19 protein-coding genes are annotated in these 25,249 nt (G+C 62.7%); 9 read left to right on the top strand and 10 right to left on the bottom strand.

The window, feature by feature from the left end:
• Nucleotides 1-55: 55 nt before the first annotated feature.
• On the bottom strand, nucleotides 56-259 hold the full coding sequence (locus B9A19_RS03630) for a cold-shock protein (protein ID WP_084089184.1): 204 nt from the start codon (nucleotides 257-259) through the stop codon (nucleotides 56-58).
• Between the two features lie 468 nt (nucleotides 260-727).
• Between B9A19_RS03630 and infA the strand changes: the two genes are divergently transcribed.
• Together infA and B9A19_RS22425 are read left to right on the top strand one after the other, a co-directional pair.
• Entirely contained in the window at nucleotides 728-967 is a 240-nt protein-coding gene (gene infA / locus B9A19_RS03625) for a translation initiation factor IF-1 (protein ID WP_084089183.1), read from the top strand.
• A 329-nt stretch (nucleotides 968-1,296) separates the two neighbouring features.
• The gene (locus B9A19_RS22425) at nucleotides 1,297-1,461 is read left to right on the top strand and encodes a hypothetical protein (protein ID WP_176216751.1); all 165 of its coding nucleotides are present in this window, start codon (nucleotides 1,297-1,299) and stop codon (nucleotides 1,459-1,461) included.
• 55 nt (nucleotides 1,462-1,516) lie between these two features.
• Here B9A19_RS22425 and dbpA read toward each other — a convergent pair whose 3' ends face one another.
• Nucleotides 1,517-2,899, bottom strand: coding sequence for an ATP-dependent RNA helicase DbpA (gene dbpA / locus B9A19_RS03620; RefSeq protein ID WP_084089182.1), 1,383 nt, complete (start codon nucleotides 2,897-2,899; stop codon nucleotides 1,517-1,519).
• Between the two features lie 75 nt (nucleotides 2,900-2,974).
• Nucleotides 2,975-5,563: a hybrid sensor histidine kinase/response regulator gene (locus B9A19_RS03615; protein ID WP_084089181.1), complete on the bottom strand. Its 2,589-nt coding sequence runs from the start codon at nucleotides 5,561-5,563 to the stop codon at nucleotides 2,975-2,977.
• A 185-nt stretch (nucleotides 5,564-5,748) separates the two neighbouring features.
• Between B9A19_RS03615 and rlmD the strand changes: the two genes are divergently transcribed.
• A complete protein-coding gene (rlmD, locus tag B9A19_RS03610; RefSeq protein ID WP_084089180.1) occupies nucleotides 5,749-7,299 on the top strand; it encodes a 23S rRNA (uracil(1939)-C(5))-methyltransferase RlmD in 1,551 nt (516 codons plus the stop codon).
• Between the two features lie 89 nt (nucleotides 7,300-7,388).
• Here the strand turns inward: rlmD and B9A19_RS03605 are convergent, their stop codons facing one another.
• The 4 genes from B9A19_RS03605 to B9A19_RS03590 all read right to left on the bottom strand — a co-directional run bounded on the left by B9A19_RS03605 (nucleotide 7,389) and on the right by B9A19_RS03590 (nucleotide 13,256).
• Nucleotides 7,389-8,186, bottom strand: coding sequence for an amino acid ABC transporter permease (locus B9A19_RS03605; RefSeq protein WP_084089179.1), 798 nt, complete (start codon nucleotides 8,184-8,186; stop codon nucleotides 7,389-7,391).
• A 97-nt stretch (nucleotides 8,187-8,283) separates the two neighbouring features.
• Entirely contained in the window at nucleotides 8,284-9,033 is a 750-nt protein-coding gene (locus B9A19_RS03600; protein ID WP_084089178.1) for a basic amino acid ABC transporter substrate-binding protein, read from the bottom strand.
• Nucleotides 9,034-9,228: 195 nt separating this feature from the next.
• The gene (locus B9A19_RS03595) at nucleotides 9,229-10,038 is read right to left on the bottom strand and encodes an HDOD domain-containing protein (RefSeq protein WP_084089177.1); all 810 of its coding nucleotides are present in this window, start codon (nucleotides 10,036-10,038) and stop codon (nucleotides 9,229-9,231) included.
• A 164-nt stretch (nucleotides 10,039-10,202) separates the two neighbouring features.
• Nucleotides 10,203-13,256, bottom strand: coding sequence for an Rne/Rng family ribonuclease (locus B9A19_RS03590; RefSeq protein WP_084089176.1), 3,054 nt, complete (start codon nucleotides 13,254-13,256; stop codon nucleotides 10,203-10,205).
• A gap of 541 nt (nucleotides 13,257-13,797) precedes the next feature.
• Between B9A19_RS03590 and rluC the strand changes: the two genes are divergently transcribed.
• Genes rluC through B9A19_RS03560 form a run of 6 tightly spaced genes read left to right on the top strand, consistent with a single transcriptional unit; the run spans nucleotide 13,798 to nucleotide 19,377 of the window.
• Nucleotides 13,798-14,742 carry a 23S rRNA pseudouridine(955/2504/2580) synthase RluC gene (gene rluC, locus B9A19_RS03585; protein ID WP_084089175.1) on the top strand — a complete coding sequence of 315 codons (945 nt, stop codon included), beginning with the start codon at nucleotides 13,798-13,800 and terminating at the stop codon, nucleotides 14,740-14,742.
• Complete coding sequence (locus tag B9A19_RS03580) at nucleotides 14,742-15,422, top strand: HAD-IA family hydrolase (protein WP_084089174.1); 681 nt, start codon at nucleotides 14,742-14,744, stop codon at nucleotides 15,420-15,422. The genes rluC and B9A19_RS03580 overlap by 1 nt, the downstream gene beginning before the upstream one ends.
• Entirely contained in the window at nucleotides 15,415-15,783 is a 369-nt protein-coding gene (locus B9A19_RS03575) for a Rieske (2Fe-2S) protein (protein ID WP_084089173.1), read from the top strand. Before B9A19_RS03580 ends, B9A19_RS03575 begins: the two co-directional genes overlap by 8 nt.
• A gap of 3 nt (nucleotides 15,784-15,786) precedes the next feature.
• Nucleotides 15,787-16,722 carry a S49 family peptidase gene (locus B9A19_RS03570; RefSeq protein WP_084089172.1) on the top strand — a complete coding sequence of 312 codons (936 nt, stop codon included), beginning with the start codon at nucleotides 15,787-15,789 and terminating at the stop codon, nucleotides 16,720-16,722.
• Between the two features lie 15 nt (nucleotides 16,723-16,737).
• Nucleotides 16,738-17,535: a flagellar motor protein MotD gene (gene motD / locus B9A19_RS03565; RefSeq protein ID WP_084089171.1), complete on the top strand. Its 798-nt coding sequence runs from the start codon at nucleotides 16,738-16,740 to the stop codon at nucleotides 17,533-17,535.
• A 60-nt stretch (nucleotides 17,536-17,595) separates the two neighbouring features.
• Complete coding sequence (locus B9A19_RS03560; RefSeq protein WP_084089170.1) at nucleotides 17,596-19,377, top strand: ATP-binding protein; 1,782 nt, start codon at nucleotides 17,596-17,598, stop codon at nucleotides 19,375-19,377.
• Between the two features lie 132 nt (nucleotides 19,378-19,509).
• Here B9A19_RS03560 and B9A19_RS03555 read toward each other — a convergent pair whose 3' ends face one another.
• From B9A19_RS03555 to lplT, 3 genes are all read right to left on the bottom strand, one after another.
• Complete coding sequence (locus B9A19_RS03555; RefSeq protein WP_084089169.1) at nucleotides 19,510-22,602, bottom strand: efflux RND transporter permease subunit; 3,093 nt, start codon at nucleotides 22,600-22,602, stop codon at nucleotides 19,510-19,512.
• Between the two features lie 88 nt (nucleotides 22,603-22,690).
• On the bottom strand, nucleotides 22,691-23,863 hold the full coding sequence (locus B9A19_RS03550; RefSeq protein WP_084089168.1) for an efflux RND transporter periplasmic adaptor subunit: 1,173 nt from the start codon (nucleotides 23,861-23,863) through the stop codon (nucleotides 22,691-22,693).
• The gene (gene lplT / locus B9A19_RS03545) at nucleotides 23,856-25,151 is read right to left on the bottom strand and encodes a lysophospholipid transporter LplT (protein WP_084089167.1); all 1,296 of its coding nucleotides are present in this window, start codon (nucleotides 25,149-25,151) and stop codon (nucleotides 23,856-23,858) included. The genes B9A19_RS03550 and lplT overlap by 8 nt, the downstream gene beginning before the upstream one ends.
• Nucleotides 25,152-25,249: the final 98 nt, after the last annotated feature.

Below are 25,249 nucleotides of genomic sequence, written 5' to 3'. Positions count from 1 at the left end.
GACGTAAAAAAACCCGGCAGTTGCCGGGTTTTTTCTAGCTCAACGCAAGGGCCGATCAGGCAGCCTTGATGTTGGAAGCTTGCTTGCCCTTCGGGCCAGTGGTGACGTCGAAAGTCACGCGTTGGCCTTCAGCCAGGCTCTTGAAGCCATTGGACATGATTTGCGAGAAGTGCGCGAACAGGTCGTCGCCGCCTTCGTCCGGAGTGATGAAGCCGAAGCCCTTAGCGTCGTTGAACCACTTAACGGTACCGTTAGCCATGGTATTTCCTTTGAATGAAAAATGAAAAAAACGGGGATTAGCCGGTGCATGACAATCAAGGGAATTGGCAAAACGAGGTAGTCGCTACAACGAACACCGCAACTTCACGGCTTGATAAATCCTGCGCTGATCTTTTTACGCATGTTTTGGCGGCTGCGCAAGCTTTTTCTTAAATAAGCTGCGGCGTGTCAGCTGCGTTTTGTGATCTTTCCGCTGCGGTGGCAGCCAAGGCACGCTAGAATAGAGGGCTAAACCAGTCACCTGGGCCGTGTTTGCATATCACCCGGCCAGGCTGATCATCCGTGTTGCGGCTACACGGCCAGAAGGCGGCCGCAACCCCACCCGCATCGAACCTTTCCTGCACCGCCGCCATTTTCCTGCGTGCCTGTAGCCGGTTTTGTTGCACCCCCGCGTTGTTGCTGCAGCGCGGGGCGCCACGTTGTTGGCATTTCCTGCAGGAGTAGCCGTATGGCAAAGGAAGACCTGATCGAATTTGAGGGCGTCGTTACCGAACTGCTGCCCGATTCGCGTTTTCGCGTTAAGTTGAGCAATGGCGTCGAGATCAATGCCTATATCTCGGGCAAGATGAAGAAGCACCGCATCCGTGTACTGGAAGGCGACCGTGTGACAGTGGAAATGTCGCCGTACGACCTGACCAAGGGCCGGGTGAGCTTCCGCCACAAGGACGAGCGTGCACCTGCAGCCTGATGGGCTGCCCGCATCGTCAGGAAAACGCCCCGCAAGGGGCGTTTTTTTATGTGCGCCTTACACCAGGTACCGCTGGTCTGCACGGTTTCGGCACTGGGGTGGCGCAGGACTACACTGGGTCGGGACAAGATACGGTGCCGCGATCACGGCACCAACGGCCGGGCCGCACTGCGATCCTGGTCGCGGGGAGGTCGATGGACCAAACCAGTTGGGCGCCGACCGGGCGCCGTCGTGTGTGACTGCCGGCATGTTGCGCTGATCGCGCCTGCTGGCCGATCTTGGAGCCTGTGATGGAAAAACATGCAATCTTGCACGGGGCACAGCCCCATATGCTTGAACCGCTGACTGCCGATTCGCAATTCGAACGGCGTGCAGCCGACCGGCGCGTGCTGCCCGACTCGGACGACGAGTTCTGGCACTGGGCCAACCTGCTGTTGAACGGCAACGAGCGGCGCAGCTCGGTGGGGCGGCGCAGCGAAGACTATTTGCACTGAAGCACGTGCTTGGCACAAAAAAACACCGGCCTTGGCCGGTGTTTCTGTTTGGCGATCAATCCTCGATCAATCGAACCTTGTAGCGCTTGCCCTTGATGTTGCTCTCGGCCAGCCGTTGCAGCGCCTGGCGTGCCACGCGGCGGTCGAGCGCCACATAGCTCAGGAACTCGGCGATATTGATCTTGCCGATACTGTCGCCGGTCAGGCCGACCTCGCCGGTCAGCGCGCCAAGGATGTCGCCAGGGCGCAGCTTGTCCTTCTTGCCGCCGGCAATGCACAAGGTCACCATCGCCGGCTCGCGCGCGGCCGCGCCCGGGGTGAGCGTGTCCAGCCCGAACCAGCGCACCGGCCCTCCCTGGTATTCCTCGATCAGCTTTACCCATTTCTTGTCGCCGGGCGACGCCAGGCTGAGCGCCATGCCCTTGTCCTCGCCCCGGCCGGTGCGGCCGATGCGGTGGATGTGCACCTCGGTATCGCGCGAGACATCGACGTTGATCACCACGTCGAGCGTGCTGATGTCGAGACCGCGCGCGGCCACGTCGGTGGCCACCAGCACCGAGCAACTGCGATTGGCGAAGCGGATCAGGATTTCGTCGCGGTCGCGCTGCTCCAGATCGCCATACAGCGCCAGCGCGGCAAAGCCTTGCGCCTGCAGCTCGGCCACCAGCTCGCGGCAGTGGATCTTGGTATTGCAGAACGCCAGCGCCGATTGCGGCCGGTAATGATCAAGCAGCAGGCCGACGGTGGCGTTGCGCTCGGCGTCGTCGATTTCATAAAAGCGTTGTTCGATGCGGCTGGCGTCGTGCAGCGACTCGACCTTGATCTCGACCGGGCTTTTCAGGAAGCGTGCACTTTCCTTGCGTATGGTATCCGGGTAGGTGGCCGAGAACAGCAGTGTCTGCCGGCGTTTGGGGCAGGCACTGACGATGCCGGCGATATCGTCGTAGAAACCCATGTCCACCATGCGGTCGGCTTCATCCAGCACCAGCGTGCTGATGGTGTTGAGCACGATGCTGCCACGGCCCAGATGATCGCGGATGCGGCCCGGCGTGCCGACGACGATGTGCGCGCCGTGCTCCAGCGAGGCAATCTGCGGCCCCATGGGCGAGCCGCCGCACAGGCTGAGGATTTTCACGTTGTCGATGTGGCGCGCCAGCCGGCGTAGCTCCTTGGCCACCTGGTCTGCCAGCTCGCGCGTGGGGCACAGCACCAAGGCCTGGATGCCGAAAAAGCGCGGGTTGACATGCGACAGGATGCCGATGCCGAACGCGGCCGTCTTGCCGCTGCCGGTCTTGGCCTGGGCGATCAGGTCATGCCCGTCGAGGATGATGGGCAGGCTCCGGGCCTGGATGGGCGTCATCTGCAGATAGCCCAGGCTGTCCAGGTTGGCCAGAAAGTCCGGCAGCAAGCCGAGTGCGGAAAAAGGTGCTTTGTTCACAATGACTTGGCGCTAACTCAAAGGGGCGACAGTCTAACAGGCTGCCACGGTGCAGCATAGCAAACGCAAGGTGAATCAGTGTGGCTTGGCTGCAGGCAGCCAGTGGCGGATCAGTGCATCGAGCTTCTGCAGGTCGATGGGTTTGGCGATGAAGGCGTTCATGCCGGCCTCGAGGCATTGGCTTTCGTTGTCATTGCCAGCATTGGCGGTCAGCGCAATGATGGGCCAGTGGCGGCTGCGCGGTTGCGCGCGCAGGGCCTGCGCGGCGGCCAGGCCATCCATGCGCGGCATCTGCCAGTCCATCAGCACCAGATCGAAATCGAACTGGCTGGCCAGTTGCACGGCTTCCTGCCCATCCTGGGCGACGACGACCTCATAACCGCGCTTGGCCAGGAAATAGCTCATCACGCGCTGGTTGACGCTGCTGTCCTCGGCCAGCAGCAGGCGGAAGGGGCCGGCATCGCTGCTGTGAGGGGCGGCACGGGGCGGGCCGAGCAGCACGGGGCGCAGCAGCGTGGCCAGTTGCCGCGCCAGGTATTGCGGGTTGAGCAGCGGCAGCTTGAGCGGCCTGCTGTTGAGCGGCAGATCGCGCAGCACATCCCAGCTGGGGATGATGATGCCGCGCGCATGCGCATGCCGGGTGCCATTGTCGCAGAACACGATGTCGGCTTGCTCGGGTGGCACCCAGGTGACTTCGGCACCGGCCAGCGCGGTGCGGATGTCATCGTGGTAGGGGGCCTTGCTGTCCCAGCCCAGCTTGCAGCCGGCCAGGGTGGCCAGGTCGGCCGGCAAGGCTTGCCAGTGTGCGGCCCAGAGCGGGCCGGCATCGGCCGGGCTGGCGGGCAGGGTGAACCAGAAGGTGGTGCCGTGTGCCTCGCAACTTTCCACACCGATTTCGCCGTCCATCTGCTCGACCAGCAGTTTGCAGATGGCCAGCCCCAGACCGGTACCGCCGTAGCGGCGCGTCGAGGTCGAATCAACCTGATAGAAGCGCTGGAACAGTTGCGGCAGCTTGTCCGCCGCGATGCCGATGCCGGTATCGCTGACGGCGATGCGGATGCCCTGTGGGGCTGGTGCCAGGGTTACGTGGACCTCGCCCTGCTCGGTGAACTTGAGCGCATTGCCGATCAGATTGACCAGCACCTGCTTCATGCGGATGGCGTCGCCCAGATAACCGGCCGGCAGATCGGGAGCAATGGACAGCCGCAAGGCCAGGCGCTTTTCGGCGGCGCGGGCGCCCAGCATGGTGCACGCCTCGGCTGCGGCCACGCGCAGGTCGAAGGGTTTGCTTTCCAGTACGAATTTGCCGGCCTCGATCTTGGAGAAGTCCAGCAGATCGTTGATCAGCGACAGCAGGGTATCGCCGGAGTGGGCGATGGTATCGACATAATCGGTTTGCTCGCCGGTCAGCGGGGTTTCGCGCAGCAGTTGCACAAAACCGAGCACGCCATTGAGCGGGGTGCGGATTTCGTGGCTGATGGTGGCCAGGAATTCGCTCTTGGCGCGGTTGGCGGCCTCGGCGTGGTCGCGGGCGGCGGCCAGCTGCAGGTTGAGCGTGCGCATTTCCTGCTCGACGCGCTTCACGCCGATCAATTGCGACAGGATGGCGGCAAACAGCTTGAGCATTTCCCGCTGCGACGGTTGCAGCGGGCGGCGGCGCAGGAAGTTGTCGGTGGCGATCCAGCCTATCATGCGGCCATCCAGCCACAGGCCGATCATGGCATTCCAGCCACGCCCGACTACTACCTTGTTGTAATAGAGCGCCGCATCTTCGTTGGCGATGACCTCACCGGGGCGCTTGAGGCTTTCCTCGAACAGCGGGTGCACCGGCAGCGTGCTGATGAACCAGTGCTCGTCGGTCAGCTGGCCATTGTTATCGGTGCCATAGGTACCGCGCATTTCGTTCTTGTCGAAATCCGTCTCGAAGATCGCCACACGGTCCAGGTCCAGCTCGGACAGGGACAGGCTGACGGCACGGCGGTACAGCTCGTCCAGATCGGGGGCATCGGTCAGCTTGAGCGTGACCTGATGCAGCTTTTGCAGCCGCGCGCGGTCTTCCTCCGCGTGCATGAGGCCCACGCGCAGGCGTTCGGTGATCTCGTCGGGCGAGCTGTCGCGGCCGTGGTTGTGCGCGACATGGCGCTCCAGCAGCAGCGAGGCAATGGCCTCGCACTCCAGGTGAAATGCGGCCGAGTCGAGTATGGCGGCGACATGATCCAGATCGCCGAACTCGACGTACAGCAGCCCGACCAGTGTATTGGCATGCATCAGTGGCAAGGTAACGCGGTACAGCGACGAACTGGCGGTGACGTCATCCCAGATATCGTGTGGCGCATAGTCAACCGGCTGGATGGACAACACCGGCTCGCTCATTTGCCGTATCAGCTCCTCGCCAGCCAGGCCGAAGAAGTGCTCCGGCTGCTGCGGCTGGGCAAAGGCCAGCGCGCGCTGGCCGGTGACTGCCTGCGCATGGATTTCCGGCTGGCCCGCCGCAGGCAGGATCAGGAACACCCGCCGACCCTGAAAAGCCTGCAGTGTGCGGTTGGCAAGCTCGATGCAGAAGCGTTCCCAATCGCTGCTGAGTATCCACTGTTCCAGCCGCAGCCAAGAGAAATGGTCCGGCGACATGGCATTGGAGCGCGTGATGATGGCGGTATCTGGCATGTCAACCAAGCGTGAAAGTTATGGGAAATTATTTTCAGGATCTTCGCTATGTTAGTGAGGTATGTGAAAAATTTCCATGTCAGCATGTTCACAGTGGTCTATCGGTGTTGCATGCAGTGCTTGCGGCTGCTGCTGAGGCCGCCAAACGCGTATAATTACCGGTTTTTACGCAAGTTTTCCGCAACATGCCCATAGCCAAAATCGAATCGCTGGACTTTGAAGGTCACGGCGTCGCGCGCGTCGACGGCAAGACCATTTTCATCGATGGTGCCTTGCCGTTCGAGACGGTGACCTACAGCAGCTACCGCAAGAAGCCGAATTTCGAAAACGCCCAGGCGACCGAAATCCATACCGAGAGCTTCATGCGCACCGAGCCGGCCTGTCCGCACTTTGGCGTGTGTGGCGGCTGTTCGATCCAGCACATGGAGTTCTCGGCCCAGGTGGCTGCCAAGCAACGCGTGCTGGAAGACAATCTGCAGCGCATCGGCAACGTCAAGGCCGAGGCCATGCTGCCGGCCATCTACGGCCCTGAATGGGGTTACCGCCACCGCGCACGGCTGTCGGCGCGCAATGTGGCCAAGAAGGGCACGGTGCTGGTGGGTTTTCATGAAAAGCGCTCCAGCTTCATTGCCGACATGACTGAGTGCAAGGTGATGCCGGCATCGATTTCCGAACAGTTGCCGCACCTGCGCAAGTTGGTTGGCCAGCTGTCGATTTTCGACCGCATGCCGCAGATCGAGCTGGCGATGGGCGAGAACGTCACCGTGCTGGTGTTCCGCAATATGGAAGCCATCAACGCGGCCGACGAAAAACTGTTCAAGGAATATGCGGACCGCTGGAACGTGCAGATCTGGTTGCAGCCCAAGGGGCCGGACACGGCATACCCGCTGTATCCGCTTGATGCGCCGGCGCTGACCTATGTGTTGCCCGAGTTCGGTATCGAAATGCCGTTCAAGCCGACCGAGTTCACCCAGGTCAACCATGCGGTCAATCGCGTGATGGTCGAGCGTGCGATCAAGATGCTCGACCCGCAGCCGGGCGAGGTGATTGCCGACATGTTCTGTGGTCTGGGTAACTTCACGCTGCCGATCGCACGCCGTGGCGCCAAGGTGCTGGGCATGGAGGGCAGCAAGCAGCTGGTGGAGCGTGCGTTTGAAGGTGCACGTCACAACAAGCTCGATCACATGACCGACTTTGCCGTGGCCAACCTGTTTGAAATGACCGAGGAGTGGCTGGACAGGCTGGGCCGCTTCGACAAGATGCTGATCGACCCGCCGCGCGATGGCGCCATCGATCTGGTCAAGGCCATCAGCGCCGAGCACGGCCCCAAGCGCATCGTTTACGTGTCGTGCAGCCCGTCCACGCTGGCACGTGACGCCAATGTGCTGGTGAACGTGAAGGGCTATACGCTCAAGTCGGCCGGCGTGATCAATATGTTCCCGCATACTGCGCACGTTGAATCCATCGCCTGGTTCGAGAAAACCGGCCCTGGTCTGACCAAGGCCGAGGTCGCTGAAATGGAAGCGGCCGAACTGGCGCTGCGTGAGGCAGTGAAGGCCGAGCAGAAAGCCGCTGCGGCAGCGGCCACACAGGCCAAGGCCGCCAAGGAGGCTGCGCTGCAGGCCGAGCGCGATGCCAAGCGCGCGGAAAAGCAGGTGGAGAAGGAGGCGCGGCGTGCCCGTTATCTGGCCGAGCAGGCTGCGGCAGGCAATCCGGTGGATGACACTGGCGCGTAAAGCCTTGGCTGTGTTGCCGAGGTGCAGCATGCAGGCCACACAATAAAAAACGGCGGAAGATTCCGCCGTTTTTTATTGTCGTGCGCAGGTCAGACGCCGCCGCTGGCCTTGAACTTGCGCTCCAGCGCATGCACGCCGCTGGCCATCAACAGGGTGAGCACCAGATAGATCAGCGAGATGGTCAGATAGGGCTCCCAGTAGCGCGAATAAGCGCCGGCTACGGTGCGCGCGGCATAAGCCAGCTCGGCCAGACCGATGGCGGAGACCAGCGAGCTGTCTTTCAGCAGCATGATGGCCTCGTTCCCCAGCGGCGGCAGCATGCGGCGGAAGGCCTGCGGGATGATCACGCAGCGCATGGTCTGCCAGTAGTTCATGCCCAGCGAGCGGCTGGCCTCGAACTGGCCACGCGCAATCGACTGGATGCCGGCGCGGAAAATCTCGGTGATATAGGCACCGGCATTGAGCGTGAGCGCCACCAGGCCGGACATGAAAGCACCGTAATCCTGCCGCAGGGTGCCGGCCAGCTCGCCGCTGATCAGCAGCCCGTCGTCCGGGTGCACCAGCATGGGCATCAGCGCGAAATGGATCAGCAGGATCTGCACGAACAGCGGTGTGCCACGGAAAAACGTTACATAGGCGCCGGACGGCCAGCGCACGAAAAAGCGCAGCGGGTATTTCCACGGGCCGTGCGGCACGTCGGCCAGACGGGCCATGCCCATCAACAGGCCGATCAGGGTGCCCAGTACCACGGAGATCAGGGTGATCATCAAGGTCATCTTGATGCCGTCGACAAACAGCTCGCGGTATTCCCAGATCATCTGCAACTGGAAGTGGGCGAGGGGCGGGACGGCGTGTTGCACGCCTTCCCAGAAATGGATGAAGTCCATTATTTCTTCTTTTCAAACAATATTGAATGCAAGGGCCGACGTAAAAAGAAGCGCACGAGCCGTGCGCTTCTCTATGGGCATGGCCCGGCCGGCTGGATCAGTTGCCGAAGTATTTCTTGTAGATCTTGGCGTAGGTGCCGTCTGCCTTGATGGCGGCGATACCCTTGTTCAGCTTCTCCAGCAGGGCCTTGTTGCCTTTCTTCACCGCAAAGCCGTAATACTCCTTGGCGAACGAGGCATCGTCGATGGTCTTGAGCTTGTCGTTCTTGTTGTTGGCGATGAAGTTCACCACCACGCCGTTATCGGCCACCACGGCATCCACGCCGCCGTTCAGCAGTTCTTTCAGTGCCAGCGGGGTCGATTCAAAGCGCTTGATGTTGGGGTTGGTCTTGCCCAGCAGCTTTTGCACTACTTCGTCGCCGGTAGTGCCGGTCTGCACGCCAACCTTCTTGTCCTTCAGGTCGGCAAACTTGGTGATCTTGCTTTTCGGGCCGATGGCGATCAGCTGTTTGGCTTCGAAGTAGGGGTCGGAGAAGTCCATCGACTGCTTGCGCTCGTCGGTGATGGTGACGGCGGAGGAGACAATGTCGCGGTCACCCGTGCCCAGCGTGGCGAAAATGCCTTCCCACGGGGTGTTGACGAACTTGAGGTGCAGGCCCGACTTGGCGGCTGCTGCGGTCAGCACGTCCACGTCGAAACCGACGATTTCCTTTTTTTCGTTCTGCGATTCGAACGGCGCATAGGCTGCATCGGTGGCTACCTGCAGCGGCTTGTCGGCCGCCAGCGTAGTCGAGGCAATAACGGCGCAGAGCGCACCGGCAATCAGACCCAGTTGACGCAGCTTCATGGTAAATCCCCTCAGTTTGAATTTTTAACGCGATCAGCAGCGGTACAGGTGATACCACCACTTACAACTCGCCCGCAGCGTAGGTGGCGCTGTAAGCTTCAACAATTGGGGCAAACCCTAAACGGCCGTTTAATGCCTTGGTCATGCCGGCAAAATCCTGCACGATACGGCCGGCAGGATTTTGGTCGGCAGCGTTCAGCCCAGCAGCTCTTCCAGCCCGCCCGGTTCGGCGCGTGCCGTGTCCCACAGCGCGGCAGCCTGCTCCGGGTTCAGGCCCAGCAGCTCCAGTACGCCTTGCGGCCATTCTGTCGCGGGCTGGTCGATGCCGGCCTCTTCCAGCTTGATCGCCAGATGCAGCACTGCGGTCAGCTTGGATGGCTTGGGCTGCGCGGTGGGGTCGTTCTGGAACTTGATGGCCGCCTGGATTTCGTCCGGGAAGTTCCAGCGGCGTGCCAGTTCCTCGCCCACCATCACATAGTCGAAGCCGATGTTGTTGTCTTCCAGCAGCACGCGGTTGCCGCCGCTCTCGACAAAGCGGTCGATCTTGACCGCGATTTCGGGCGCCACGATATGGATCATCATTTCGCCGATGTTGTGGATCATGCCGCTGGCAAAGGCGATTTCCGGATTGTATTTGACCGCCTTGGCAAAGGCGCGCGCGGTATTGGCGACGCGGAAGCTGCGGCTCCAGAACTGCTTGCGGTCAAAGCCGGGAATGGCGACGAAGGCGCCGGTGACGCCCGAGGCGACCACCAGGGTGCGCACGGTGTTGAAGCCGAGCACGATGACGGCTTCATTGACCGAGCCGACCAGACGCGATGCGCCGAAGTGTGCCGAATTGGCCAGCCGCAATACCTTGGCGGTGATGACCTGATCCAGCGAAATCTTCTTCGCAATGGTCTCGATGTCGATGTCGTCCTGGCCGAAACTGTCGATCAATTCCTGTACGACGCGCGGAATGGTCGGCAGCTTGTGTGTTTGTTCAAACAGTTCTTCTAGCTTCATAAGTGATGCCTCCCTCTAGGCTGGCTTTTATGTGCACTGCAAAACAATGCTAGTTCAGCATTGCCGGCCTTTCCACTTTTGCGCCGTGCTTTTTGCGCCTTGAGCGCGCCGCATATGAAAAAAGCCGCTCGGATGAGCGGCTTTTTTCTGGCCCGGAACAACGATCAGTCGTTGCGGGTTTCCACCTGCACCAGCGACTGGTCGCCAGACTGGCCATTGCTGGCTGCAGGGGCCTGATCGCGACGGCTCGGACGGGCCGGTGCCGGAGCGATTTCTGCGGCCACAGCCTCGACCTGCTGTGTTTCCACCAGTACCAGCGGTGCGCTGGCTGCAGCGGCTTCAGCGGCCTGCGCCTGGGTATCACGACGGCGACGGCGCTGTGGTGCTGCCGGTACGTCGACCACCGGGGCCGGCGTGTCGTTGCGCGTTGCCACCATCACCAGACCGGCTTCTTCCGGCGTGACCACGTGCAGCGCCGGGCTGGCGGCCGGAGCCTCCAGCGGCAGCGAGGCCTGTGTAGGTGCGACGGTTTCGGCAACCGGGGCTGCCACGGCTTCCACCGCTGCGGCCACTACAGGTGCCGGCTCCACCACAACCGGTTCAGCTACTGGCGCGATGACCGGTGCTGCAACGGCTTCAACAGCTTCGACTGCCGGGGCTTCGGCCACTGCGGTTTCGGCGGCCGCCGCCGGAGCAGGTTCGCTTGCCGGCACAGCGGCTACGCTGACCGGTGCGGCCACTTCGGCCACAACCGGCGCGGCTGTCGGCGCAGGTTCTGCAACGGCGGCAGCTTCGACGGCGACGGTTGCAGCCACGGCTGCAACGGCAACAGCAGCGGGTGCCACTTCGGCAACGCCGGTTTCGCCAGCAACTTCCGCACCCTCGGCATTGCTGCCTTCGCCTGCGGTCTCTTGTGCGCCGTTTTCGCCACGTTCACCACCACGGCCACCACGACGGCCACGACGACGACGGCTGCGGCCTTCGCCTTCGGCCGGCACTGCGGCTTCCGGCGCACCTTCCACCACGGCGGTCGGCTCGATCACGGCCGGTTCAAGCTGTTCAGCCTCGACCGGCTTGGCTTTCTGCTCGTTGCGCGGGGCGCGGGGTTCGCGCGGCGGGCGCTCGGCGCGCGGGGCGCGTTGCTGCTGGCCTTCGCTGCGCTCGGCGGCCGGGGCGCGCTCTGCCTGTTGCTGGCGTTCCTGACGTTCCGGGCGCTCGGCGCGTTCAGCACGCTCTGCGCGCGGTTCGCGGTTTTGCTCGCGCTCGCCACGACCCTGCTGGCGCTCGCTGCGCGCTGCCTGGTCTTCCTCGATGCGCGGCTTGCCGCCACGGCGATTGTTGTCGTTGCGTTCGCCACGTTCGGCGTTCTTGTCGTTGCGCTCGCCACGCTCTGCACGGTCGCCACGTTCACGGCGGCCTTCGCCACGGTTTTCGTTGCGGTCACGGCGGCCGTCGCGGCGGCCGTCACGCGAGCGTTCGCTGCGCTTGGGCTGCTCGGCCGGAGCCGGTGCTTCCTCGGACTTGCCGCTGAACCAGGCCACGATGCGGCCCCAGAGCGACGGGGTGCTCGGCGCAACCTTGACCGGCTCGGGCTTCTCTTCGCGAACCGGCGCCGGTTGTGCCGGGGTGATGCCCTTGACGGCGGCTTCCGGACGCTTGGCCAGATCTTCCTTGGCCTTGCCCGGCTGGTAGGTTTCCTCGACCGGGGTTTCCACCATCTTGTACGACGGCAGCACTTCCTCGATGTGGTTGAGATCGTCGTGGCGCAGACGGGTCACGCTGTAGTTCGGCGTTTCCAGATGCACGTTCGGGATCAGCACCACGCCAACCTTGAGGCGGGCTTCGACGGCGAACAGTTCGGCACGCTTCTCGTTCAGCAGGAAGGTGGCCACATCGACCGGCACCTGCGCGTGGATGGCGCCGGTGTTGTCCTTCATGGCCTCTTCCTGAATGATGCGCAGGATGTGCAGTGCCGACGATTCGGTACCGCGGATGAAGCCGGTGCCATGGCAGCGCGGGCAGGCGATATGGGTGGTTTCTTCCAGCGACGGCTGCAGGCGCTGGCGCGACAGTTCCATCAGGCCGAAGCGCGAGATCTTGCCGGTCTGCACGCGGGCACGGTCGTGGTGCAGCGCTTCGCGCAGGCGGTTTTCGACTTCCCGCTGGTTCTTCGGGTTTTCCATGTCGATGAAGTCGATGACGATCAGGCCGCCAACGTCGCGCAGGCGCATCTGGCGGGCGATTTCGTCGGCCGCTTCCAGGTTGGTGCGTGCAGCGGTTTCCTCGATGTCCGAACCCTTGGTGGCGCGGGCCGAGTTCACGTCGATGGAGTAGAGCGCTTCGGTCTTGTCGATGACGATGGCGCCGCCGGACGGCAGGGCCACTTCACGTGCGAATGCAGTTTCAATCTGGTGTTCGATCTGGAAGCGCGAGAACAGCGGCACGTCGTCCTGATACAGCTTCACGCGCTGCACATTGCCCGGCATCACGTGGCTCATGAACTGGCGGGCCTGCTCGTAGATGTCGACCTTGTCGATCAGCAGTTCGCCGATGTCCGGCTGGAAGTAATCACGGATGGCGCGGATCACGAGGCTCGATTCCTGATAGATCAGGAAGGCGCCCGACTGGCCGTTGCCGGCGCCTTCGATGGCGCGCCACAGTTGCAGCAGGTAGTTGAGGTCCCACTGCAGCTCTTCGACTTCACGGCCGATGGCAGCGGTGCGCGCGATCAGGCTCATGCCGTGCGGGGTTTCGAGCTGGTCCATGACGGCGCGCAGTTCCTGGCGCTCGTCACCCTCGATGCGGCGCGATACGCCACCGCCACGCGGGTTGTTCGGCATCAGCACCAGGTAACGACCGGCCAGGCTGATGTAGGTGGTCAGCGCTGCGCCCTTGTTGCCGCGCTCGTCCTTTTCCACCTGCACGATGACTTCCTGACCTTCGCGCAGCTGGTCGGCCACGCGGCCACGGCCGCCATCTTCCTGCATGTAGTTTCGGGAGATTTCCTTGAACGGCAGAAAACCGTGGCGCTCGCAGCCGTAGTCGACGAAGCAGGCTTCCAGACTGGGCTCGATGCGGGTGATGACACCCTTGTAGATATTCGATTTCCGTTGTTCTTTACCAACGGTTTCGATGTCGAGGTCGATCAGTTTCTGACCGTCGACAATCGCGACGCGAAGCTCTTCGGCTTGCGTCGCGTTGAACAGCATACGTTTCATTTAGGCTCCTGCACGCACTCATACGGCAGGGGCGCCTCGGCACGGCACAGCAGCCGATCGGGGTCGCAATCGCATTCCCGGGTTGGGGAACAGGGGATGGCAGAACGGGATCAGGGGAATCTGGCGCGGGTTTTGTACATCCTGAATTTCGCGGATTAAGCCGAGGCCTTAAAGGCCGGTGAGCCATCCTGCCGGGCAACCAGGTGCAAGGGCAGAACGGTAAAAAGCCGTGTGAGTGCGTTGTATGGTCGAATCAATTACCATCGCTACTTTTTTTGCGGTGAGCTGAAATAACCGCATCCCAGCATGGTCTGTATGCAACGTACGTCTGGCGAGTCCCGCGCTCGCGCTCCCGAAGATTGATAATGACTCCGGAAGGGGCCCAACTGCTGGGCGGCGGGAAGGCAGTCGCCGGCGTGAACGGCGCATCAGAAACCAAAGAGCAGGATAATCAGGGCCACGAAGGCCGGCAGCACGCACTTATCCTGGTGCCACCACGCTGCCGGTCGGAATCGCAGCGCAACACAGAGTATATGTCAACATGACCGAGACGAGCAAAGCGTCTGTCACCTTCATCGAAATCACCGAAGAGACCGCGGGCCAGCGGCTGGACAATTTCCTGCTGCGCCACCTCAAGGGCGTGCCCAAGAGCCATGTCTACCGCATCGTGCGCGCCGGCGAGGTGCGGGTAAACAAGGGCCGCGCCGATGTCACCCGCAAGCTTGAGGCGGGCGACGTCGTGCGCGTGCCGCCGGTGCGCGTGGCCGAGAAACCCGATAATGCGCCGGCACTGGCTGCCAGCGGACAGGTCGAGCTGCCTATCCTGTTCGAGGATGACGCGCTGATTGCCATCAACAAGCCATCGGGCGTGGCGGTGCATGGTGGCTCGGGCCTGTCGTTCGGCGTGATCGAGCTCTTGCGTGCGCAGCGGCCGCAGGCCAAATTCCTCGAGCTGGTGCACCGGCTGGACCGGGATACCTCGGGCATCCTCCTGGTGGCCAAGAAGCGCAGCGCGCTGGTGAAGCTGCACGAGATGCTGCGTGACAACCACCAGATCGACAAACGCTATCTGGCGCTGGTGCAGGGGGTATGGCCCGAGCCGCGCAGCCACGTCAAATTCAAGCTGCTCAAGTATGAGACGCCCGATGGCGAGCGCCGGGTGAAGAAATCGGCCGACGGCCTGACCTCGCATACCGTGGTCAACCGCCGCCAGACCTTTGCCGATGCATCTTTGCTGGAATGCGAACTGAAAACCGGCCGCACCCATCAAATCCGCGTGCATCTGGCTGAAAGCGGCCACCCCATCCTGGGTGACGACAAATACGGCGATCCGGCCATCAACCGGCTGTTGCCGCGTGCCGGCCTGCGTCGGCTGTTCCTGCATGCGTGGCGGCTGACCTTGATTCACCCGCTCAGCGGCGACAAGCTGCAACTTGAAGCACCGCTGGCCAAAGAATTGCAAACCTATCTGGATACCCTGAACTGATGCCTGCTGCTGATTTTGCCAACCCGGCGCGCCGTTTCGATCTGCTGGTGTTCGACTGGGACGGCACCCTGATGGATTCCACCGGTACCATAGCCCATGCCATCCAGCTGGCATTTGGCGAGCTGGGCCTGCCGGTGCCGACCGACAGCGATGCGCGTTTCGTCATCGGTTACGGCTTGCGCGAGGCCATGCAGCATCTGGCGCCTGCTGCCGATGCGGCCACCATTACCGCCATCGTCGATGCCTATCGCCACCATTATCTGGCACGGGACGAGGCACTGGTGCTGTTCGACGGCGTGCGTGAAGGGCTGCAGGCATTGGGCGAGGCTGGTTTCCAGCTGGCGGTCGCTACCGGCAAATCGCGCGTGGGGCTGGATCGGGCGCTGGCATCGACCGGTCTGGGGTACCACTTTGTGGCCACGCGTACCGCTGACGAGAGCTTTTCCAAGCCGCACCCGGCCATGCTCGAATACCTGTTCGACGAAACCATGGTGCCGGCGCAGCGGGCAGTGATGATCGGCGACACCACGCACGACCTGCAGCTGGCGATCAATGCCGGCTGCGCCAGCCTGGCCATGAGCTATGGCGCGCACCCGCTGGACGAATTGCTGGCACTGTCGCCGTTGGCGCACTTTGACGATTTCAAGCAACTGTCGGCCTGGATACTGCAGCATGGTTGAGGACAACACGCCACAGCGCATCCGCATTTGTGCCGGCAGCGAGCTGCCCGATCGCGGTTTGGGTGTACGCTTTGAAGTGGAGTGGGATGGCCGCACGCAGGCGGCTTTCGTGGTGCGCTATCGCGGCCATGTGCATGCCTATCTGAACAGCTGCGCGCACATTCCCATCGAGCTGGATTACCAGCCGGGTGATTTTTTTGATTTGAGCCAGAATTATCTGGTCTGTGCCACGCACGGTGCATACTATGCGCCACAGACCGGCTTGTGCCTGGGCGGGCCGTGCCCGGGCCGCCATCTGACCAAGCTCAATGTGGTCGAGGAAGACGAGCAGGTTTTCTATTACCCCGCGAGGAAAGACTGAACCATGCAAGAAAACTGGGAACGCCAGGTACTCAACGATCTGCTGCAGGCCGGTGTGAAGGAACAGCGCCTGAAGCGGCGCTGGGGCATTTTTTTCAAGCTGCTGGGTTTTGGCTACCTGCTGCTGGTGACGCTGGTGCTGGTGGGCAGTGGTAGCTCGCGCGAAATGGAAAGCGCATCCAGCGGCCCGCACACCGCCATGGTCAATATGGATGGCGTGATTGCTGCCGGTGGCGAGGCCAATGTGCAGGTCATCATCGACGGCCTGACGCGCGCGTTTGACGACAAGAACACCAAGGGCGTGATCCTGTCGGTCAACAGCCCGGGCGGCAGCCCGGTCGAAGCCGGCCAGTTGCATGACGAGATGGTGCGCCTCAAGCAAAAACACCCCAAGACGCCGCTGTACGTGGTGGTGGGCGATATTTGTGCCTCCGGTTGCTACTACGCTGCCGTGGCGGCCGACAAGATTTATGCCGACAAGGCCAGCATCGTGGGTTCGATCGGCGTACGCATGGATGGCTTCGGCTTTACCGGCGCGATGGAAAAGCTGGGTGTCGAGCGCCGCCTGCTGACTGCTGGCAAGAACAAGGGCTTCCTTGACCCGTTCTCGCCGGTGAATGATGAGCAGAAAGCCAAGGCGCAGGACATGCTGAGCGAAATCCACCAGCAATTCATCGACGTGGTGAAGACCGGCCGTGGCAAGCGCCTGGGCGACGACCCGGACCTGTTCACCGGGCTGGTATGGAGCGGTGCCCGAAGCGTGAAGATGGGCCTGATCGATGGCCTTGGTTCGGTCGACAGCGTGGCACGCGATGTGATCAAGGCCGATGACGTAGTCGACTTTACCCCGCAGCCAGGCTATCTGGACCGCTTTGCGCGCAAGGTCGGCGTGACGGCCGCGGCGCACATCGCCAGCCAGTTGCGCCTGTCGGTGCAGTAAACGGGCAGGGCAGGCATGGCGAAACGGCGCAGACATCCGGAAGAGCACGACAACCACGAACGGTGGCTGGTGTCGTATGCCGACTTCATCACGCTGCTGTTTGCATTCTTCGTGGTGATGTATGCGCTGTCGTCGCTCAACGAGGGCAAGTACAAGGTGTTGTCCGAATCGCTGGTCAATGCCTTCCGCAACGACCCGACCACCTCGCAGAACCCGGTGCGCCTGCCCAACCAGATCGTGCCGGGGGCTCCGCAAAAACTGACGCCGCCGCAGAACAACAACGCCAAAGGGCAGCAGCCCAATCCCAAACTGGCCGAAACCACGCAGAAGATGCAAAGCATGGCCAGCGATATCCGTACGTCGCTGGGCGCGCTGATTGATCAGGGCAAGGTGCGCGTGACGCAATCCAAGCGCGGCATTGCGGTGGAAATCAGCGATTCGGTGCTGTTCCAGACCGGCCGTGCCGATCTGGAGAGCAACTCGGTGGCCACCTTGCGTGGCGTGGCCGAGCTGGTGAAAAGCAGCGACAACCTGATCCAGATCGAGGGCAACACCGACAACCAGCCGATTGCCTCGCCGCAGTTTCCGTCCAACTGGGAACTGTCGGCCGCGCGGGCGGCCAGCGTGGTGCGGCTGTTCGTGCAGACGGGGGTGGCGCCGCAGCGACTGGTGGCCATCGGTTATGGCGAGTTCCGCCCGCAGGAAAGCAACGACACGGTCGAGGGGCGTGCGCGTAACCGGCGCGTGACACTCAACATTCTTGCCGACAGCAAGGACGAGGTGGCTGTGCTTCCCAGCGATGGCAAGCCCTGACCCTGCTATCAGCAAGGTGGACTGGCTATACTGCTGCACGTTGCCCATGAAAGCGTCGTCATGTTCCGTTTGCCCGATCAAAGCCCGGCCGTAAAGCTGCATACCACCCAGTTGCTGTATCGCAACGTGGCGGTGGGGCAGTGGATGAGCATCGTCAACGCAACCCTGTTGGCCGGCGTGGCGATGACGCAGTTCCGCTGGCCCTATGTGCTGGTGTGGTGGGGGTTGGCGCTGCTGACTGCCGCTTACCGCCTGCGGCTGGCGCGCGACTTTCATCGCGCCGAGATCAATGAAGTCACCGTGGATGACTGGCTGCGGCGCTACGTACTCAGTGCGCCGGTCTCGGGCCTGATCTGGGGCGTGGGGGTGGTGCCCTTCATGGTTGGCGGCACCGATACGCTGCGTTTCTTTATTGCCTTCGTGCTTGGCGGCATGGTGGCCGGCGCGGTGCCCATCCTGTCGGCCGTGCTGCCGGTGCTGCAAAGCTATGCCTTCCTGATGATCGTGCCCGAGACCATCGCCAACCTGTTCCATGGTGGCTACTACGGGGCGATTTTCAGCGTGATGTCGCTGCTGTTCCTGTTCGGCATCCTGCGCAGTGCCCAGTTTTTCAATGAAATGCTGACCGACTCGATCAAGGTGGCGCAGGATCAGCGCCGTCTGGTGGCCGATCTTGAAGAGGCGCGCGAGGTGTCCGAATCAGCCAGCCGCGCCAAGAGCGAGTTCCTCGCCAATATCAGCCATGAAATCCGTACCCCCATGAATGGCATTGTCGGTATGGCGCAGTTGCTGGCACACCATCCGCTGGATGCGGAATCACGTCAGCAGGTGGCGGTGATCCAGGCGTCGACCGATGCCTTGCTGTCGCTGGTCAACGACGTGCTGGACTTTTCGCGCATCGAAGCCGGCCATTTCGGGCTGGACCCGGCGCCATTCGCCCCGGCGCGGCTGTTCAACGATCTGGCGCAGATGTTCAGGCCGCAGGCATCACTGCATGGCGTTGAGCTGCACTTCCAGCTGGCGGCAAATGCACCCTGCAATCTGATTGGCGACGCCGTGCGCATCAAGCAGGTGCTGGTCAACCTGATCGGTAACGCGCTCAAGTTTACGCCGCAGGGGCAGGTGTCGATCGAGGCTGAATGCTGGCCGGGCAAGGATGGCGATGTGGTGCTGGCCGTGGCCGTGCGCGATACCGGCATCGGCGTGCCGCAGGAGAAGCGCAAGGCCATCTTCGAGGCCTTTGCGCAGGCCGACAACTCAATCACGCGGCGCTTTGGCGGCACCGGCCTGGGGCTGTCGATTTCACACAAGCTGATCGAGCTGATGGGCGGGCGCATCTGGGTGGACGATAACCCCGGTGGCGGCAGCATCTTCCGCTTTACGCTGCCGCTCCAGCCGGCCGAAGCGTTGGCGTCCGTGCCATCGCCGGCGCCGCGTTCCGGGCCGCTCAATGTGCTGCTGGCCGAGGACAACCCGGTGAACCGGCTGGTGGCCGAGCGTTTCCTCAGCATGGCTGGCCATCACGTGGTCATGGCCGAGAATGGCGAGCAGGCGCTCGCGCTGATCGAACAGACTGTGCAGCCCTTCGACGTGGTGTTCATGGACGTGCAGATGCCGGTGCTGGACGGCCTTGCTGCCACTGCCAGGCTGCGGCGGCGTGAACGGCAATTGCAACTGCCGCATCTGCCGGTGATTGCGCTGTCGGCCAACGTCAACAGCGAGGACAGGGATGCCTGCTTGCGCACCGGCATGGATGAATTTCTCGCCAAGCCGTTCCGGCAGGATGAGCTGGATGCGCTGCTGGCGCGCGTGGCGGCAGGGGAGTTCGCGCAAGCGGGCTGAGGCAGGCTCCATTGCATTTGCGGGAGCGATCACGGTGAACGGGGTTCTTCCCCGCCAAACGTGCAAGAACCCGGCTGGGCCGGGTTCTGGGTGCCGCATGGAGCGGATCAGGGTAGGGGGTAAAACCAGGCCTTAGCGCTGGTCGTCGTCATGCACCGCTTCAGGCGTGAAGCCCTGACCGCCCAGCTTGTGGATCAGCGCGTCGAAGCCCAGGAACAGCACCGGGGTGACGTAAAGCGTGATCAGCTGCGAGAACAGCAGGCCACCGACCACGGCCACGCCCAGCGGCTGGCGCAGCTCGGCACCGGCGCCCAGGCCGAGCGCGATGGGCAATGCACCCGCGATGGCGGCAACGGTGGTCATCATGATGGGACGGAAGCGCAGCACGCAGGCCTGGCGTATCGCCTCATGCGGCGGCAGGCCCTGTGTGCGCTGCGATTCCAGCGCGAAGTCGATCATCATGATGGCGTTCTTCTTCACGATGCCCACCAGCAGCAGGATGCCGACCATGGCAATGAAGGTCAGCTCCAGCCCGGCGATGCGCAGGCTGAGGAAGGCGCCAATCGCGGCAGACGGAATGCCGGCCAGAATGGTGATGGGGTGAATCCAGCTTTCGTACAGCACGCCCAGGATCACGTAAATCACCGCAATGGCAATCACGATCAGCCACAGCTGGCTGCTTTGCGATGACTGGAATACCGCTGCCTCGCCGGCAAATGCGCCGAACACATAGGCCGGCATGCCGATCTGTTTTTGCGCGTCAATAATGGCTGCGCTGGCGTCTGACAGCGATTTGCCCGGCTGCAGGTTGAACGACAGCGTGACCGCCGGCAGCTGGCCCTGATGGTTGACGGCGGTGGTGACGCGTTCGCGCTCGATGTGTGCAATCGCGCTCACCGGCACCAGCGTGCCGGCCTTGCTGGCCACATAGAGCTTGTCCAGCGCCGATTCATCGCGGCGCGCCTCTGGTGCCAGCTCCATGATGACCTGATAGCTGTCCTCGGGGTCATAAATGGTCGAGACCTGGCGGCCACCATAGGCGGCGTACAGCGTGTCCTGCAGCGCCTGCGTATCGACGCCGAGCAGCTGTGCCTTGTCGTGATCGATCTTCACATTGGCCTGCAGGCCGTTCTTCTGTGCATCGGTGTTCACGTCGGCCAGCACGCTGGACTGGCGCAATGCGCCCAGCAGTTTGTCGCCCCACTGGTCCAGCTCGTCGGCATGCACCGATTGCAGCGTGTACTGATAGGCGCTCTTGGATGTGCGGCCGCCCACCGACAGGTTCTGTACCGGGCGGAAATAGACGTTGAAGCCCGGCGAGCCGGCGGTGATCTTGCGCAGGCTGGCCAGCACGGTCTGCATGTCCGGGCGCTTGCCGCGCGGCTTGAGTGTGATGAACATGCGGCCGTTGTTGCTGCTGTTCACGCTGAAGACCACGGTGGCCACGCTGGGGTCGGCCTGCGCCTTGCCGGCAATGCGTGTCTGCGCGTTCAGCATGGCGGGGTAGGACACATCCTGCGGGCCTTCTACGGTGACCTGGATCTGGCTGATGTCTTCCTGCGGGAAGAAGCCCTTGGGCGAAATCAGGTAGAGCCAGACGGTGCCGACCACGGTGGCCAGTGCCACCAGCATGATCAGGCCGCGATGGCGCAGGCTCCAGTCCAGCGAGCGCGCGTAGCCGCCCAGCGTCTTGTCGAAGGCGGCCTCGAACAGCCGGCTCCATGCCGGTATCTTGGCATCTGGCGCTTCGTGCTTGAGGAAGCGGCTGGCAAACAGCGGAATCAGGGTCAGCGATACGGCGGCCGATACGGCAATCGCCAGCGTCACCACCACGGCAAACTCGTGGAACAGGCGGCCGATGGTGCCGGGCATGAAGAAAATGGGAATGAACACCGCCACCAGCGATACCGAGATCGAAATCACGGTAAAGCCTACTTCACGCGCGCCCTTGATGGCGGCGTCCATCGGCTTCATGCCTTCCTCGACATGGCGCACGATGTTTTCCAGCACCACGATGGCATCGTCCACCACCAGGCCGATGGCAATGGTCAGGCCCATCAGCGAGATGTTGTCGAGGCTGAATCCCAGCGCCAGCATCAGTGCAAACGTGCCCAGCAGCGACACCGGCAAACTGGCCGATGGAATCAGCGTGGCGCTGGCGCGGCGCAGGAACAGCAGGATGACCAGGATCACCAGCGCAATGGTCAGCCCCATGGTCAGCGTGACATCGTGGATGGCCTCGCGGATCGAGATCGAGCGGTCGTTCACTTCCTGGATGTTGACCGACGCGGGCATCTGCGCCTTCAGCTGCGGCAGCATCTTGCGGATGGCGTCGATGGTGGCTACGGTATTGGCGCCCGGCTGGCGCTGCACCGCCAGCACGATGGAGCGTTCGCCATTGATCCACGCACTGGTGCGCAGGTCTTCCACGCTGTCTTCGATTTTGGCCACATCGCCCAAGCGTACCGGATCGCCATTGCGGGTGGCGATGATGACCCTGGCAAAATCGGCTGCGTGCTTCAGGTTGGCATCCGCGCGCAGGATCAGCGTCTGGCGCTTGCCGTCCAGCTGGCCTACCGGCGCGTTGGCGTTGGCGGCCTGCAGCGCATCCGATACCTGGGTGAGGCTCAGGCCGCGCGTGTTGAGCTGTTCCGGGTCGACCGATACGCGCACCGCATAGCGCATCTGGCCGAAAATCTGCACCTGCGCCACGCCGTTGATGGTGGAAAGGGCGGGCGAGATCAGGTTGTCGCCATAGGCGTTGAGGTCCGCCAGGCTCATCGACGGCGAATTGATGCCGATCAGCAGGATGGCCGCGTCAGCCGGGTTGACCTTGCGATAGCTCGGCGGGCTGGTCATGTCCTTGGGCAGGCTGCGGCTGGCGCGGAACAGCGCGGCCTGCACGTCCACCGCGGCGGCATCGATATTGCGGTCCGGGTCGAACTCCAGCGTGAGCGAGGTGCTGCCCAGCGAGCTGGTCGAGGTGATGGTGTTGACGCCGGGAATGGTCGAAAACTGCTTTTCCAGCGCGGTAGCCACCGAGGTGGCCATGGTTTCCGGGCTGGCGCCGGGCAGGTTGGCCTGCACGCTGATGGTAGGGGTGTCGTAGGTGGGCAGCGCCGAAATCGGCAGCTGGAACCAGGCGGCAATGCCGGCGACGACAACGGCCAGCCACAGCAGCAGGGTGGCGACCGGACGATGGATGCAATGCGTAGAGAGATTCATGGCAGCTCGTAAAGGCTAGGCGCTACATCGGGGCCCGCGCCGGGGCGGGTGGTTGCGGCAACGCCAGGGCGCGCCGCCGCAACGGGCTTTATTCGCTCTTGCTCTGGCTGGCGCTGCTGGCACGGCCGTTGCCGCCCTTGCTGGCCGGGCCGCTGGCTTCCTGCACCTGCACACCGGGCCGCAGGTTCTGGCCGCCTTCAGAAACGACTTTCACGCCCGGCTGCACGCCGGTGACAATGGCGCGCTCGTCGAACACGCGCACCAGCTGCACCGGCTGGCTGGCCACGGTCTGGTCCGGCTGGATGCGGTAGACGAAACGCCCGGCCGGGCCGCTTTGCAATGCCTGTGCCGGCAGCACCACCGCATCGTGCGTCACGCCCGCTTCGATGCTGATCGGGGTATACATGCCCGGCCACAGCAGATGCTTGGGGTTGGCGAACTCGGCCTTCATCACGATGGTGCCGCTGGTGGTGTCGATGGTGTTGTCGATGAAGGTCAGTTTGCCTTCCAGCTTGCCGCCCTTGCCCAGATCGGTAGTGACGGTGACCGGGCCCTCTGCCTGCGCGGCGCGCACGGCATTCAGCTCGGCTTCGGGCAGGGTGAAGCGGATGGAAATCGGGTCGAGTTGGGTCAGGGTGACCAGGGGTTGCGTGTTGCCCGGCTGCACCAGACTGCCGGGGTAGGCATTCAGCGCACCGGTGCGGCCCGAGAACGGCGCGACGATGCGGCGGTCGGTCAGCGCTACGCGTGCGTTGGTCGAATCGGCCCTGGCGGCGGCAATCTGCGCCTTCAGCGTATCGACCCTGGCTTGTGCGGTATCGATGGCCGACGGCGAGACAAAGCCCTTGGTGGCCAGATCGCGCGAGCGCAGCAGATCACGCTCGGCCTGCACCAGCTGTGCCTGATACTGGACGATGTTGGCATCCATTTTCTGCTGGCTGGCGGCTGCGTCGCGGTCATCCAGGCTGAACAGCAGCTGGCCGGCCTTTACATCGTCGCCTTCCTTGAAATGGATGGCGCGCAGCACGGCGCTGACTTGCGGGCGCAGATCAACCTGATTCAGCGACATCACGTGCCCTTGCGCGGAGAGGCGCAGCGGCACATCGGTGGTTTCAGTCTTGACCGCGCGTACCTGTTGCGGGCGCGGTTTTTTGGCGGCTGCCGCCGCCGCGTCATCGGCACGCTGGCAGCCGGACAGCGCAACCAGCAGGACGGCCCCGACGGGCAGGGCAAGCAACAGCGGAGAGACTACTTTAGTCATGCATGATTCCAGCGCGAACGCCACGGCGATAGCGCCAGATCACCAGCACCATGCTCACGGCTACAAACAATCCAAAGCCGAGCACGATAACGTGCATCGGTGGCATGCCGTTTACAGCAAACTGGTCCTTTACAATTTCTTGAGCATTGGCCGGGACCGGGCTGCTCAGATACTTCACCAGCAGCACATGCAGTCCGACCATGACCAGGATGCCAAGGTTCTCGTTGAAGTTCTGCACCGCGATCGAATGGCCGGCGCCCATCAGCAAATAGCCCCGGTGCTGCAGCATGGCGTTGAGCGGCACGACGAAGAAGCCCGACAGGATGCCGACCACGAACATCAGTCCGGCGGCGGCGCCCGGCGTGTGGATCAGCAGCATGCTCATCACCAGCACGCCCATGGCGACCCCGGCCGGCAGCACGTTGAATGCCTTCTTGAGCGGGATGAAGCGGCCAGCCAGCACGGCGCCCACGGCGGTACCGACGGCAACGGTGGCCACCAGCAAGGTAGCTTGCTGGATGGAGTAATTGAGCCAGAGCACCGCCCAGTTCAGCACCACCAGCCGCATGGTGGCGCCAGCCCCCCAGAACAGCGTGGTGACCGCCAGCGAGAGCTGCCCCTGCGGGTCTTGCCACAGGCGCTTCACGCAGTCGGAGAACTCGTGGATCAGCGCCATCGGCCGCCATTCCAGCGGCTTGAGCTGCACATTGAGCTTGGGGATATAGATATTCAGCCAGGCCGCACAAAGATAAAGCAGCAGGATGATGCAGATGGCGAATGGTGCCGGCGAGAACCATTCCGGGATGAACTCCATCGCATCCAGCCAGTCGCCGACAGCCTGGCCGGTGAGTGCGCCACCCAGTACGGTGCCGAAGATGATGGCACCCACGGTGGCGCCTTCCAGCCAGCCATTGGCTTCCACCAGTTTTTCATGCGGCAGGTATTCGGTGATCAGGCCGTACTTGGCCGGGCTGTAGGCCGCCGCGCCGAAACCGACGATGCCATAGGCCAGCAACGGGTCCATTCCGGCCAGCATGGCCACGCAGCCCATCAGCTTGATGCCGTTGCAGATCATCATCGCCTTGCCCTTGTGCATCGAATCGGCAAACGAGCCGGCAAACGGGGCGAGGATGACGTAGGAGAGCGTGAAGCACTCCAGCAGCATCGAGTGATGCCAGCTGGGCGCCATCTGCTCTTTAAGCAGCGCCATTGCGGCAATGAAGAGGGCGTTGTCCGCCAGCGCGGAAAGAAACTGTGCGCTGAGGATCAGAAAGAAACCACGGTCCATTAATGCTGTCAGTGAAGGCGAATCACGCGGTTATAACACGTTTGTCTGGCAATTGCGGCGGGCTTGAACCGATTCGATGCGGGAATGTCCGAACGAGA

It is taken from the genome of Andreprevotia lacus DSM 23236, assembly GCF_900176275.1.
Taxonomy (GTDB): Bacteria; Pseudomonadota; Gammaproteobacteria; order Burkholderiales; family Chitinibacteraceae; genus Andreprevotia; species Andreprevotia lacus.
This window is presented reverse-complemented; position numbering and strand designations above follow the sequence as displayed.